Annotated in this window: 17 protein-coding genes; all 17 read left to right on the forward strand. The window is 41.6% G+C overall.

Features of this window, described 5'->3' with window-relative positions; all coding sequences use genetic code 11:
* Positions 1-67: 67 nt before the first annotated feature.
* The 17 genes from BQ7364_RS06885 to BQ7364_RS06960 all read left to right on the forward strand — a co-directional run bounded on the left by BQ7364_RS06885 (position 68) and on the right by BQ7364_RS06960 (position 12,655).
* Complete coding sequence (locus BQ7364_RS06885; RefSeq protein WP_072684044.1) at positions 68-604, forward strand: hypothetical protein; 537 nt, start codon at positions 68-70, stop codon at positions 602-604.
* On the forward strand, positions 601-1,008 hold the full coding sequence (locus BQ7364_RS06890; protein WP_072684045.1) for a hypothetical protein: 408 nt from the start codon (positions 601-603) through the stop codon (positions 1,006-1,008). The genes BQ7364_RS06885 and BQ7364_RS06890 overlap by 4 nt, the downstream gene beginning before the upstream one ends.
* 14 nt (positions 1,009-1,022) lie before the next feature.
* Positions 1,023-1,733 (forward strand): hypothetical protein, encoded by a 711-nt coding sequence (locus tag BQ7364_RS06895; protein ID WP_072684046.1) that lies wholly within the window; start codon positions 1,023-1,025, stop codon positions 1,731-1,733.
* Positions 1,733-2,188, forward strand: coding sequence for a hypothetical protein (locus tag BQ7364_RS06900; RefSeq protein WP_072684047.1), 456 nt, complete (start codon positions 1,733-1,735; stop codon positions 2,186-2,188). The genes BQ7364_RS06895 and BQ7364_RS06900 overlap by 1 nt, the downstream gene beginning before the upstream one ends.
* Before the next feature lie 134 nt (positions 2,189-2,322).
* Positions 2,323-2,526 carry a hypothetical protein gene (locus BQ7364_RS06905; RefSeq protein WP_139248587.1) on the forward strand — a complete coding sequence of 68 codons (204 nt, stop codon included), beginning with the start codon at positions 2,323-2,325 and terminating at the stop codon, positions 2,524-2,526.
* A gap of 34 nt (positions 2,527-2,560) precedes the next feature.
* Positions 2,561-5,686, forward strand: coding sequence for a phage tail protein (locus BQ7364_RS06910; protein WP_072684049.1), 3,126 nt, complete (start codon positions 2,561-2,563; stop codon positions 5,684-5,686).
* On the forward strand, positions 5,686-6,090 hold the full coding sequence (locus tag BQ7364_RS06915) for a hypothetical protein (protein ID WP_072684050.1): 405 nt from the start codon (positions 5,686-5,688) through the stop codon (positions 6,088-6,090). Before BQ7364_RS06910 ends, BQ7364_RS06915 begins: the two co-directional genes overlap by 1 nt.
* A gap of 2 nt (positions 6,091-6,092) precedes the next feature.
* Positions 6,093-8,345, forward strand: a complete 2,253-nt coding sequence (locus BQ7364_RS06920) for a hypothetical protein (protein WP_072684051.1) — start codon at positions 6,093-6,095, stop codon at positions 8,343-8,345.
* On the forward strand, positions 8,299-8,700 hold the full coding sequence (locus BQ7364_RS06925; RefSeq protein ID WP_072684052.1) for a hypothetical protein: 402 nt from the start codon (positions 8,299-8,301) through the stop codon (positions 8,698-8,700). The genes BQ7364_RS06920 and BQ7364_RS06925 overlap by 47 nt, the downstream gene beginning before the upstream one ends.
* Positions 8,684-9,184 carry a hypothetical protein gene (locus tag BQ7364_RS06930; protein ID WP_072684053.1) on the forward strand — a complete coding sequence of 167 codons (501 nt, stop codon included), beginning with the start codon at positions 8,684-8,686 and terminating at the stop codon, positions 9,182-9,184. The genes BQ7364_RS06925 and BQ7364_RS06930 overlap by 17 nt, the downstream gene beginning before the upstream one ends.
* A 14-nt stretch (positions 9,185-9,198) precedes the next feature.
* On the forward strand, positions 9,199-10,080 hold the full coding sequence (locus tag BQ7364_RS06935) for an Ig-like domain-containing protein (RefSeq protein WP_072684054.1): 882 nt from the start codon (positions 9,199-9,201) through the stop codon (positions 10,078-10,080).
* A complete protein-coding gene (locus BQ7364_RS06940) occupies positions 10,080-10,364 on the forward strand; it encodes a PF13754 domain-containing protein (RefSeq protein WP_072684055.1) in 285 nt (94 codons plus the stop codon). The genes BQ7364_RS06935 and BQ7364_RS06940 overlap by 1 nt, the downstream gene beginning before the upstream one ends.
* 1 nt (position 10,365) lies before the next feature.
* Positions 10,366-10,644 carry a hypothetical protein gene (locus BQ7364_RS06945; protein ID WP_072684056.1) on the forward strand — a complete coding sequence of 93 codons (279 nt, stop codon included), beginning with the start codon at positions 10,366-10,368 and terminating at the stop codon, positions 10,642-10,644.
* A complete protein-coding gene (locus BQ7364_RS17945; RefSeq protein ID WP_159432765.1) occupies positions 10,638-10,808 on the forward strand; it encodes a hypothetical protein in 171 nt (56 codons plus the stop codon). Before BQ7364_RS06945 ends, BQ7364_RS17945 begins: the two co-directional genes overlap by 7 nt.
* Positions 10,808-11,221: a hypothetical protein gene (locus tag BQ7364_RS06950; RefSeq protein WP_072684057.1), complete on the forward strand. Its 414-nt coding sequence runs from the start codon at positions 10,808-10,810 to the stop codon at positions 11,219-11,221. Before BQ7364_RS17945 ends, BQ7364_RS06950 begins: the two co-directional genes overlap by 1 nt.
* Before the next feature lie 5 nt (positions 11,222-11,226).
* Positions 11,227-11,646 carry a hypothetical protein gene (locus tag BQ7364_RS06955; RefSeq protein WP_072684058.1) on the forward strand — a complete coding sequence of 140 codons (420 nt, stop codon included), beginning with the start codon at positions 11,227-11,229 and terminating at the stop codon, positions 11,644-11,646.
* A gap of 82 nt (positions 11,647-11,728) precedes the next feature.
* Entirely contained in the window at positions 11,729-12,655 is a 927-nt protein-coding gene (locus tag BQ7364_RS06960; RefSeq protein WP_072684059.1) for a hypothetical protein, read from the forward strand.

Consider the following 12,655-nt stretch of genomic DNA (forward strand, 5'->3'; position numbering starts at 1 on the left):
TTCGTCAAAGACTTTTTGGGGACCGGTGATTGGGAGTTGCTTAAAGAAAATGCTGTAAACCAAAAAAATGCAGCTGGCAAAGATCGAGTTTAATCTTTCTCCCAATTCAACGGCAAAAACGAAAGAAAAGTTAATCGCTTTGAAGAAGGAACTTGGTAATATCAATGATATATTTCTTCGCCGCTCTATGGAATTCATTTGCGAACGGATTCAAAAAAACATTGAGGAAACAACAGGAAATGGTATTTATCAAGTAACTGGAACTCTTCTCAATGAATTTGGACCGGACAAAGTGATTTATGAGGGAAAGACGCTGGCAACTCTAATTTCCCATTGCGGTTATTCTGCCTTTGTTGAATACGGAACTGGTATTGTCGGTGCCAGCGATCCCCATCCCAACGCAGGATCAGATGGATGGCAATATGACACGAACGGACACGGAGAAGAAGGGTGGTACTATCTGGATAAAGCCGGAAAGCTACATTTCACAGCGGGTATGCCTGCTCACAGGTTTCTTTACAATGCGGTCAACGATTATCTTGCTATCTATAAACAAATTTATTTCAATGTAATGAAGGAAAGGATGGATGCTTTGGGGATATGAATACACAAGTGCATGAAGACATTTTTATTGCGTACAAACGATTAATGGAATCGACACAATATCAGCCGGTTGTTCTGAAGAAAGCAAATGGTTCTAATTATCCTTTAATCACTTTGGAAATGATCGACAATTCGCTGGATACAATTTCGACAGATCGAAGCGTGACTTATTCAAAATCTGATTACGAAGTAAACATCTACGCACCTGACATTGAATTGGATGGGGTTAGTATTGAAAATGTCATGGTCGCTTGGTCGTTGGCTGATGAGACCGATAAATTTATGATTGCAGCGGGATTGCATAGAATAAGCTGTCGGCCCACGCCAAACATTGATAAAGACCTCTATCGAATCACAATGAGATTTAACGCAAAACAAGACGACTATCGAGGTCGTCTTTATTGAAGGAGGAAGTTAACATGAAGTTTTACGAACAATTCCCCGAGAATCGCGCAAAAAGTGGCATTGGCTGCGCTTTGTATTCTAAGAACGCGACTGGGAAATTCTCCATCGTCTTACCTTTGGAAACCGTTCCGGTTGCCTCTGCAGCTGCCGGATCCATTGATATTGACGTAACAACTGTACCATTCATCGGAAAGATCGAAGGCAAAGCATCGCTTGACGAAAAAGAATCAGAATTCTTTGTACATCGTGATTCCATTCGGCGTTTACAAGAACTCACCGGAAAGACGACCGAGTTTCTTGTAGTTAATCCTGATTATACCGGTTATCGTTATAACGGAACGGTGTCTATCGCTCAGAGCGATGCAACGTCGGGCGATCCTCTTAAAGGAACGATGAAGATCATCCCTTCGGAGGATCTTGGTTTTATCGACGATTGCTTTGATCTGTTGCAGCAAACCGCAAAGTTTTCGTCACCGATTGAACCAACGCGGGTACTTAAAAAAAGCGAAAAGTATGAGGTTACAATCGAAACGGATCCTGCCGATGCCACGGTTACGGCAGAGAGCGATGCATCTGGTTGTGCAAGTGCGACTGTAACAGGAAAGAAATTGATGGTTACAGGTGTTGCGGCCGGATCAGCTGTCATTAGTTTAAAAGCAGCTAAAGACGGCTGTGCATCGTGGGTTACAACAATTCACGTAATTGTAGAGGAGGACGCTGCATAATGACTGTTAAATTTTGTGATGCAGGCGGATCTGAATTTGAGTTCCGCCTTTCAAATAAAGCGCGAATTGAAATTGAAAAAAAAGATACGGAATTTTTGAAAATTCCAGAAGTTGCCGAGGTCGTTTCGAAGCTCAAGTCCGATGATGAAGAAGGAATGCGCGAATTTATGCCTGTACTTATTCCTCACTTAGATGAACTGCAAGATGATGATGTTTTTGATATCGGGTACATTTTATTGAAAAATGATAGACGGTATCGCAATGAAATGAACGAAGACAAATGGAATGAAATCATCGATGTCACATCAGAAAAGTACGGTTATGAGGAAACGTTTAATGCGATGACAGATATCGTAAGTGAGGTTTTTACAAAAGTGGCGCGGATGCAAGAGTACAAAGAAAGCAAGGTTCAGTTTCACACGTTCGTGTCCACAAAGAGCAAAGAAGCCAAGTAAAAACTTTTGCGGAATTTTGCAATAAAACGTTACTTCCGCTTGCGGTTGAAGTCGGGATGGATATCGATTCTTTTTGGTATGACGATTGTAATCTGATCTACGCTTACGTTGAAGCTTATTACAATCGTCTTAATATGACAGCCTGGCTGAATGGTTTGTATATTTATAGCGCCGTCAGTACGGTTGTAAGCAACGCCTTGAGCAAGAAAGGACATAAAAAACTTGCGTATCCTTCCATGCCATTTGATCTCAGAGAAAAACAAGAAGAACTTGAGATAAAGGCGGATAGTAAGAAGAGAGATTGTGAATATCGAAAACGGTTAATGCAATTCTATTAACTGTTTTTCTAAAAAAGGAAAGGAGGTAGAAATAGTGGGAGATTATGATGCCGATATTGGTTTGCAACTTAAAACAGCTGTTGATCCCGGCGCGGAATCATTGCAGAAAGTAATTGACGTTGTTGGCCGGCTTAACAGAAGTGTTACGGCAATTACAAAAAAAGTAGAACGTATGACACAAGTTTTCGAACGTTTAAAGTCAGTGGATCTTTCTGCGATCCAAGCCGCAAGTCAAAGAATGGCAGAATTTGTAAATGCGTTAAGTAATGTGAATGTTGAAAGCTCAATTAAGCAACTTCGTAAGATTCCAAAGATTATGGAGTCCATTGCGGCTATTGACGCATCCAAAATTGGCGAAGTGTTTACAACGTTGGCAACGCAAATTCAACCGTTTCTTGCCATGCTTAAAGAAGCGGAGTCATCACTGATCGCTTTTGAAGCTGCGATGCACCAGCTTAATAAAAAAAGCAATTTAAAAAATGTAGAAAAATCTATTTCAAATGTAAATAAAGAAGCCAAGAAATCGCCGTCTTTATTAAAGCGAATGTTTAATATCGGCAAGATCTATTGGTTTTTAAATTACACAAAGCAGCTCGGACAAAGCTTTGCAAATATAGTCAATAATGCAATTGATTACGTTGAAACCGAAAACTACTTTGCAAGAGCTATGGGAGAAGCTTATGAATCGGCCAACAGGTTTCAGAACAAAATCGCAGAGGCGTATGGTTTAGCAACAACTGAAACCATGAAGTACCAGGCTACATTCATGAATATGATGAATTCAATCGGAGGGTTGGGCGCAAAGACAGCAGAAAAACTGTCAGAGACGCTGTCAATGATGGCCGTTGATTATGCGTCTTTATATAACACCTCTATTGAATCTTCAATGACGAAATTTCAGGCCGCCTTGACAAAGCAAGTACGTCCGATTCGTTCAACATCGGGTTACGATATCACTCAAGCGACCTTACAGGAAAGCTTGCAGCAACTTGGTATTTATGATCGCTCAGTTCGTACATTATCGCAAATTGAACAGCGTTTATTGATCATCTATACTTTACAGCAGCAGATGGCAAATTCGAGCGCTATGGGCGACTATGCACGAACGATCGAGAATGCGGCAAATCAGCTCAGAGTTCTTCAACAGCAGTTTAAAGAACTGACGAAGTGGGTTGGTGGAATATTCTATCAAGCCTTAGAAAAGGTGCTTCCATACATTAATGCGGTGGTCATGGTTCTAAAAGAATTGGCAAAAATGGTTGCTATTTTCTTTGGATATAATCCAAATTCTTCGGGATCTTCCGGGGTTGGAAATATACTTGATGGATATGGCGACAGCGCCGAAGACGCAACGGCAAAAGTTGAAGATCTTGAAAAAGCGGTAGACAACATGAATGCCATGGGAATTGATGAACTCAATACCTTTTCGAAGGATACGGGCGGATCCAGCGCTGATCTTGGTGGTATGGGTATTGATGATCGAATTCTCGCTGGACTGATGGACTATGACGGCTTGATGGGCGACGTTCAAATGAAAGCTGAGAAGATCCGTGATGCAATCATGGACTGGCTGGGATTTGATAAAATCCTCAATGACGACGGCTCTGTTTCCTGGATTTTGAGAGATGGGCCAACAAACATCGGCCGAATCATAACTGGTTTAAAAGTCGCTGGCGCAATCATTGCAGGTTGGATTTTATCAACGCCGCTCAGACGTTTCATCGAGCTTTTCTCTGGCGATAATAAATTTTTCAAAGGATTATTTAACATAGGAGACTTTTTCAAAAGGGTTGATGGACCCGGAATTGATTGGAGCAAATTGTTTCACTTCGACGCACTCACAAAGAGCCTGAGCGGGATCTTCTCAAACCTTGGTAGTCTGGTTAAAAACTCAAAAATTGGAAAGGCTGTAGGATCTGCCGGCAAAGGCTTAATGGATGGTCTTTTGAATAGTAAGGCGGTTACGCTACTGACATCCAAGCTTGCGGGACTAAAAGCCGCTTTCTCTGGGATATCATCAACTGTCGGACTTATTTCAGCGGAGTTCGCAAACCTGTTTGCACCTTTCATTCAGTTTATGCAGCCATTCGTTCAGTTTATTTCAGCCTTTGTTACCAGTCCCGCTTTTATCGCGGCGTTCTTTGCCGCTCTAATTGGAGGTTTCATTTACCTTTACAACACGAGCCAGAATTTCCGTAATTTTGTTGGACAGATCATTGATACAATCGTTGAAAAATTTAATATATTTGTGACAACGATTCAAGCTCTGGGAACCCAGCTGTGGGAACAGGTCATCAGTCCGATTATCGATTTGATTGGGAAAAAGCTGAGCTGGTTATGGGAAAATGGTTTTAAAGATCTTGTAATAAATCTGACTGGATTTATTGGCCTTGTAGTGACATCCCTATTTGATCTCTGGAATAACGTTCTTGCACCACTCATTTCATGGTTAATAGAACTCCTTGCACCGACGGTTATCGGTGTTGTTGATACGATCTTGGGAGTTGTTCAGACCATCGTAAAAACAGTTAGCGATGTTGTTGACGCTGTTATTACCATTCTTAAAGGTATAATCAAATTCATTACTGGTGTGTTTACTGGAAATTGGAAAATGGCGTGGGAAGGACTTGGCGATATTTTCACTGGCATTATGAATGTTATTATTTCTGTGTTTGAAGGAATGATCAATTTCATTATTGATGGAATTAATGGGTTTTTAAATTTTTTGAATGGATTGATTTTGGGGGTTGCGTCTTTGCCGACGCTTGATTGGGTTGCTAATTTTGTGCTTGGTACATTACCTCATGTACATCTGGATCGTATTGGTAAGAAAATTAGTTCAAGTAGTTCTGCCGGCGCTGATTCTATGTATGGCTATGCCGAGGGTGGTTTTCCGGATCGTGCTGATATATTCTTCGCCAACGAAGATGGTATACCTGAGTTGGTAGGCAGAATTGGTTCTCAGACAACTGTCGCGAATCAGGAACAGATTATCGAAGGCATCAAGCGAGGTGTAATGGAGGCAATGGCGGCTGTTGACAGTGGTGGAGATATTAACTTGAATCAAACGATTGAACTGGACGGCGAACCGATTTATCGTAACCAGCAGAAAATCAAAAAGAATAGGGGTTATAACTTCGGATTGGAGGGGATTGACTGATGAATAAAAACTATGGATCTGCACCAGTGTGGTTGTTTAATGGCATCCCCGCCCCAATTCCGATGGGGCAGCTCAAGATTGTCGGGTCGCAGCTCGTTGATAGTAAACGCAACGGCCGAGCGGAAGTCGTTGCTCAGAAAATCAACCGTAGGATGCGGAAATATGATTCCGTTCAATGGAGCTATTTAACCTATGATGAATGGCAATGGATTATCCGAAATGTAGAAAATTTTGAAGTGAATTTAACCTTTTGGGATGAATATGAAAATCGTATTATTACCAGAAGGTTTTATTTTGGCGATGCCAGCGCAACTCCGTATGAATGGGATAGTGTATCGTATTCAGTGGCAAAACCACTAAGCTATATTAACTGCACCGTAAATATAATTGACATGGGGTATTGATTATGAAAATGACAAGCAAAGCTTATCGTGAGGAAATCAATCAGCCTGTGCGCGGGATGTTTGCGGTTCGTGTATCTGTTGGTGTTGTCAGTATGGATGCTCAGACCAACGCCAAGATTAATAATCCAAGTGATTATTTCATTTCTGACGCAAAGATTTTCGACGATAGAGAAATCCTTTTTCCATACGCTTCTTTTGAATTTGACCAAGCATCGGCTGATGGATCGTCTTTTTTTCCTCCAGAAGGAGATATCGATGAGGCTTTATTTAATGGATATATTGTTGATGCCCTTTCTGATGAGGAGGGGAATATTAATGTCACTATTGATTTTTCCTTTCCGTCAGATGTTCAACCTTTGGAAGTTAAAGGACTTACGCTTGATTTTGGAGATTATTCTCATCCGACAAATTTTGTTGTGCGATGGGATGAAGGAGCTAAAGAGTATAGTAACGAAGTAGGTTATTTCTCTGATGAAACGACAGTTTTTTCAGGTATTAGAAATCAATTCTCAATCACATTCAGCAAGATGAGTGTGCCGCACTCAAGGTTGCGTATACGCTACATGATGTTTGGTGTCGGTCTACTTTATGATGACAGTATTATCCAAAAAGTATCGCTAAAGACCTATACAAACCCCGTGTCAAACAAGCTTCCGACCGTTGATATGTCGATGGATATCATCAACAAGAATTATGAGTATGATCTTGAAAATCCATCATCCAGAATTAATTTTCTGGAAGAACAGCAGGATGGATATCTGGCTTTCGGGTATCAATTGAAAAGCGGAACATGGGAATGGTTTAACATGGCTTCCGCAAAGCTTAAAACTTGGTCTGCTGAGCAATATACAGCAAATTTCAAATTTGAAGGATTGCTTAACTTCTACGATGCAGATTATTACAAAGGAATTTACAGCGATTCAGGACGCTCTCTGTATGATCTGTTTATTGATGTTGTGACGGATATGGGATTGGACCCTTGGCAATATGCAATAGATGATTACTACAAAACAATTGTCACACATAATCCCATCCCAATTTGTAAACACGCTGAAGCGCTTCAAATGATTGCGAATGCCGGCCGGGGATATCTTTCTTATGATGCCAATGGAGTGCTCGTGCTGAATACTAATTTTATTCCTGATTATTCGTTTTCCGCTGAGGACAAAGCTCCATACAGCAATGTATCCCTACTAAAAAAAGGGTGGAATAATCACTATGCAACATTCGGAAATAACGAAACAGATCAAGAAAGTTTCTTTCTTCCGGAAAATTCAGATTACATTGATATCGCGTATGTATCACGATCAATGTCTGATTCATCAGGATCTTTTACGAAGGCCCCTGAAATAACGATTAACCTTGAGTCTGGCCTTGTGACTATGGGGATTATTTTAGAATTTGGAAATACGATTGCGTCTGAGTTTGAGGTTTGCACCTATTTAAAAGGTCAACAAGTGGAAGTAAAGCAATATAAAAACACATCCTCTTTCATTAACTGTAATCGAAGTTGGCAGAAATTCGACAAGGTTATCCTGCGCTTTTTGAAATCGTCTGAAGGAAATCAGCATATCTGCGTAAATCGAATCAGTTTCGGCGAACTCTCAGATTATTACATCAGTTTTGGAGAGTACATTGAGAAAACGCCAAAAGGAACAGTTGAAGAAAAAATTAAGACACTGTATGTTACGGCGACACGTTTCGCAAAACAAGGTGTCGAGGAAGAAATATCATCAGTCGACTTCTCATCGACGGAATCGGGCCTCTATGAGACGATTACGTTTGATGAACCCAGATATGATATCCGGGTCGAAAACGCCACTCTGATTGAATGTGGAAGCTATTATGTAAAGATTCAATACGCTGCGGTAACCGAAGATTCTACAGCTCATATTTACGGAAAGAAGTTTGCTTTAAGTTACGTGAATGTCGGTCGGATGGTGCATGAAAAGGGAACGGATAAGTATTTCAGCAACGATCTTGTAGATGATGTTGGACAGGCGAAGCTCATGGCAAAATGGCTTGGTGATTATGTGTTTGAAAACAAGCAATATGAGTTCAATTGGCGTGGAGATCCATGCGTTGATAGTAACGATATCATTTATATTCAAAACAGGTTTAATGATCGAATGCCTTTCCGGATCATGAACAATGAGGTTACCTACAACCAGAACGCATACAGCGGAAAGATTAAAGGGAGGAGAGTTTATGTGGACGCAACCGAAGATAAATTGGGATATCGAGGACAAGATTAATGTTTCAGATTACAACCGGATAAAGAATAATATGCAGTATTTAATTAACCTGGCATACGAATTATATCCGGAATTTGGAATTGTTGCTCTTGGACAAGATAAAACGTATTCAGATTTACCCTACGCGAGTATTTGGAATGCGATAGAAAGAGATATCGATGCAATTTATGCAAACACCTTCCCAATCCAAGACCATCAAGAAACGAATACTTATTATCCTAATAATAAGTATATTTCGGCTATCGACCTTAATCGGATTGAGGCTTTTCAGTTGAAAATGAAAGAATTATTGGAAAATCAAAAAAGAGGACGTCATCGTCTCTCTTTTAGATTAGGGGGTGATCTATACGCTTAAAACGAATTACAAAGACGATATATTCTCTGGCTCAAGGAAATATACTCTTGTTGAAAATCCGGACGGAACAATTTCTCTTGAGGATAAAACGGATTATGTTCAGCAGGGTGATACCTTTGCGGCAAAAGACGCAAACAGTATTTGCCTTGCGATAGGAGTTAAACACGAAACTGAAATCATTGTTCCATCAACCGCAGTTTGGACACTTCTCACGGCTGAAAATGTAGGAACTTTAGATCCTCGCCCAAAGGTAAATCCTGATCCCAGTCTAAAATATCCATATTTTACAGATATTGATTTTGACTGCGATGAAGACGATGAAGTCTATCCTGAGTGGGATATTGACACCGCTGAATTGGGATGTTTGGGAAACTCTATCAGAGTATCGGCTGGCAAATTAAGAATTTACTGCAATGCTGATATGTCCGGGACTCAGCTGCGAGCATACCAATATACACAGAAGAAATCAAATACTGCATCATGAAAGGGATGATTTAATTGGCAATAAAAAGTGTAAAAGTAACACTCAACGGGCAGAGTTACGATTTAACCTACAATTCAACGTCAAAAAAGTATGAGGCAACAATCACTGCCCCAGGGACCACGTCGTGGGGACAAAATAACCATGTTTATCCGCTGACTTTTACAGCAACCGATGTCGCTGGTAACACCAAGTCAGACGCGTCTAAGACGATCCGTGTTAAGGAAACCGTCAAGCCGACAGCGGCGATTACGGCTCCGACCAATGGGTCTACCGTGATCACAAACAAGCCGACAATCACAGCGCAATTTAGAGATGCGGGCTCAGGAGTGCTAAAGTCGTCGATCGTCTTAAAGGTAGACAACACCGCAGTAGCCGCGGCGGATTACACCCTGACAGATGTATCCGGTGGTGTCGATCTCAGTTATACGCCTAAGACGGCATTGATGGACGGCAGCCATACGATTACCGCAAGCTGCAGCGACAATGACGGAAACACATCGGCAGCGGCCAGTGTAACCTACAAGCAAGACACTACGCCGCCGGAACTGACAGTAAGCCAGCCGACTACGCCGACCAACAAGGCCGCTTGCACAATCACAGGCAAGACCTCTGATACGACATCCAGCCCAGTTACTGTCAAAGTCACGCTTAACGGTACGGATCAGGGCGCGATCACAATTGATGCCAGTGGCAATTTCAGCAAGGCGTTAACTCTCAAAGAGGGTAGCAACGCCATCGTGGTACGCTCGACGGACGCCGCTGGTAAATACTCCGAGGTCACCCGCACGGTCGTCTTGGACACTGTTGCTCCGGTCTTCGGTACGATCACTGTTACTCCTGATCCGGTCAATACAGGTGGTTCGATTACGATCACCGTCGAGGTCACGGATGCCTAATGGTAACCCGGGTATACGGTAATGCCGGCCTGTATTATGTAGAGTTCAAAAGGATATCAGAGGGATTGTGGACTGCCACGATCCCTTTTCCTGATTCCTGCGAGTTGGTTATTGACTTATACGCAGAAGACGACGCTGGAAATCCAAGCTTTTACACGGCGTATAAGATTTTATTTGATTCGAGCAAGCTGACCTACCGGTTGATTCCAAGTCCGTATCGTGCGGTGCTGTTATCTCAAAATATTACAGCGAAGTTGATGCCAACAATGGAAAGGAGAGGATAGTATGGTTGCAAATCCAGCCTATATTATTGGTGAAAATAAGGTAGTATCTTTACAACTTGAGAGCACAAAAGGAGAACATTTTGTAGTCAAGGAAGCTACATATAAACTCACATTAGATGAAGTGGAAGTGCTAACTGGAGATTGCAAAATAGACAACGAAAAATATGTTGTGTCTTGCCAGCTTGAACCTCCGGATCCTGGGTTTTATCAGTTGGACATTAAATGCGTTATCGGGCCGGAAACTTTTATCTTTAGATACGGGGTGATCGTAAAATGCTGACAGTGGCCAATCCTACCATATCTAAGACAGTTGTCGCTACCGGCGAGCGTTTTATTGTTACCGTCGAGGTCACATCAAAAATGACCTGGACAGAGCTTAAAAAAGCCAAGTGGGCGGACATCAAAAAGTACACCTGGGCGCAGATCAAGGGGGTGGTTAAGTAGTGGCAACCTCAACGGCGCATTACAACCTTGCAAAGCCGGCGGATTCTGATTCGGCGGATAATACGGTACTTAACAGCAATTTTGACAAGATCGACACAGCGATTTACAACGCGACGTCAAAATATCTTCCTGGCTTTACGATTGCGGCGACCGCAACTTGGACACAACTGACCAGCGCGAATGTTTCTAGTCTGGACCCGGACTATCTACAATTCGATCCGACACTTAGCTTTCCGTGGTTCACCGATGTGACCTATACTTGCGGGGCGGATGACATCATCGAGCCAATGTTTCCTATCGGCACGGAGGGTATTGGCTTATATTCAAGAATAAGCGCAAACAAGATCAGGGTTTATGCAGATTCAAACAAAAATGGCACAGCTTATACGGTGCCACGTTGTAAGAAAGGATGAAGAAAATGGGATTTTGTAAAAATATACTGCCTTCCAAAGGAAAAGATCCTTTAAAAACGGAACCAATTGATTGTGTAGTGTCTAATAAGCTCACAGGTGGTGTAACTGTAAGCTATCCTGCCGGTTATTATCAGTTTAAACTGGCTTATACTTATCAACAATTTGACCGGTCCAACGAAAATATTTATTATCGAGATTCGGTTGGAACGTTGCATTGGCTTGGAAGCATGGGAGCGGACGATTATGGTTATTCTCCATACTACTCTATAGCCAATTTAATTTTGGATTTAACTCTTTTCGAAAGCACTGAAACACTAAAAAAGATGACGAGTTTTTCCCTTGTCTTTGGACCAAATAGCCGTGACCCACATTTTAGTTCTTTTGCTGCCGTAGGACTCAGAAGAGTCGGTGGGGGGGGGGGGTAATTTTATCCCTCTATTCTTTAAAAAAGGCTTTGTTAAGCCATTTTATGAATGTTTGTATCACCTCGGGAAGAGGTGGAAACTGATGGGATTCTGTAAAAACATCTTGCCAAATGGATCTGGTGGTAATCCATTCCCTGGATATAAGCTGAAAACAGGTGTTTTGTGTAGCCTGCCACAAGCGAATCAGAGTAATACTGCACGCAGAAGCTTAGCTATCCCAGCTAATTGTATCCCAATTTGCATTAAGTGTTCTGGTACTTGGAATTGTTATTCTGGTAAAGGAGAAACTTCTAGTCTTGGTATTTCTATCTCCGATAACAATGGAAAATCGTTATTAAATGTAAACAAAAATTCAGGCCCACAATGGATGAATATTAGTAATGGTTTTTATCTCTATCCTTTGGGAGCGTATGATAATGATGTTGAAGCGGCTTCGACGATTAACCGGATCGACATTAATACTTGGGGTAATGGCGGCATGTATGACGCAACTACCGGGAAAATAGAAGTGACAGCTTGGCTTGAGAAGACAGGCGCAGGTGGAGCTAAGCCGGTTAAACCAAAAGAGTATAAGCGACTCTATCTATATAAAGATGGGGATCAATGCACAGACGTTACAGGAGGATGGACTTTCACGAAACCAGCATCTCCAGGAGGAAATTACACTTCGTCTTTTAATAAAGATGGTTGTTTATATTGTGGAGGTCAAAACACAGGTGACGCCAGGTTTAAAACTGTAAATTCGATAAATATGTCCGATTATGATCGGCTAATGATCGAATTTTATCATAACGGAAGCGCTGCTGACGCCAATACACAATTTGGCCTTACTAATGGTGGAGTAAGTGTTGTGAAAATGGCTTTAGCTCAGTCTTTTGTTAATAAAATTACTTTAATGGGAACTAGTGATATGGTTAGCGATGTAATTGATCTGTGGTTGTGGACTGGTGGATATTCAACTACTCATCTCTATATCAAGCGAGTATGGCTCGAAACGGTAGGTGAATGA

This window comes from Holdemania sp. Marseille-P2844, assembly GCF_900120005.1.
Taxonomy (GTDB): Bacteria; Bacillota_I; Bacilli_A; order Erysipelotrichales; family Erysipelotrichaceae; genus Holdemania.

What these genes read in the sequence shown, in the direction of transcription:
- BQ7364_RS06885 (WP_072684044.1), top strand. Translation starts at nt 68, where the DNA reads ATGCAGCTGGCAAAGATCGAGTTTAATCTTTCTCCCAATTCAACGGCA.
- BQ7364_RS06890 (WP_072684045.1), top strand. Translation starts at nt 601, where the DNA reads ATGAATACACAAGTGCATGAAGACATTTTTATTGCGTACAAACGATTA.
- BQ7364_RS06895 (WP_072684046.1), top strand. Translation starts at nt 1,023, where the DNA reads ATGAAGTTTTACGAACAATTCCCCGAGAATCGCGCAAAAAGTGGCATT.
- BQ7364_RS06900 (WP_072684047.1), top strand. Translation starts at nt 1,733, where the DNA reads ATGACTGTTAAATTTTGTGATGCAGGCGGATCTGAATTTGAGTTCCGC.
- BQ7364_RS06905 (WP_139248587.1), top strand. Translation starts at nt 2,323, where the DNA reads ATGACAGCCTGGCTGAATGGTTTGTATATTTATAGCGCCGTCAGTACG.
- BQ7364_RS06915 (WP_072684050.1), top strand. Translation starts at nt 5,686, where the DNA reads ATGAATAAAAACTATGGATCTGCACCAGTGTGGTTGTTTAATGGCATC.
- BQ7364_RS06920 (WP_072684051.1), top strand. Translation starts at nt 6,093, where the DNA reads ATGAAAATGACAAGCAAAGCTTATCGTGAGGAAATCAATCAGCCTGTG.
- BQ7364_RS06925 (WP_072684052.1), top strand. Translation starts at nt 8,299, where the DNA reads ATGTGGACGCAACCGAAGATAAATTGGGATATCGAGGACAAGATTAAT.
- BQ7364_RS06940 (WP_072684055.1), top strand. Translation starts at nt 10,080, where the DNA reads ATGGTAACCCGGGTATACGGTAATGCCGGCCTGTATTATGTAGAGTTC.
- BQ7364_RS06945 (WP_072684056.1), top strand. Translation starts at nt 10,366, where the DNA reads ATGGTTGCAAATCCAGCCTATATTATTGGTGAAAATAAGGTAGTATCT.
- BQ7364_RS17945 (WP_159432765.1), top strand. Translation starts at nt 10,638, where the DNA reads ATGCTGACAGTGGCCAATCCTACCATATCTAAGACAGTTGTCGCTACC.
- BQ7364_RS06955 (WP_072684058.1), top strand. Translation starts at nt 11,227, where the DNA reads ATGGGATTTTGTAAAAATATACTGCCTTCCAAAGGAAAAGATCCTTTA.
- BQ7364_RS06960 (WP_072684059.1), top strand. Translation starts at nt 11,729, where the DNA reads ATGGGATTCTGTAAAAACATCTTGCCAAATGGATCTGGTGGTAATCCA.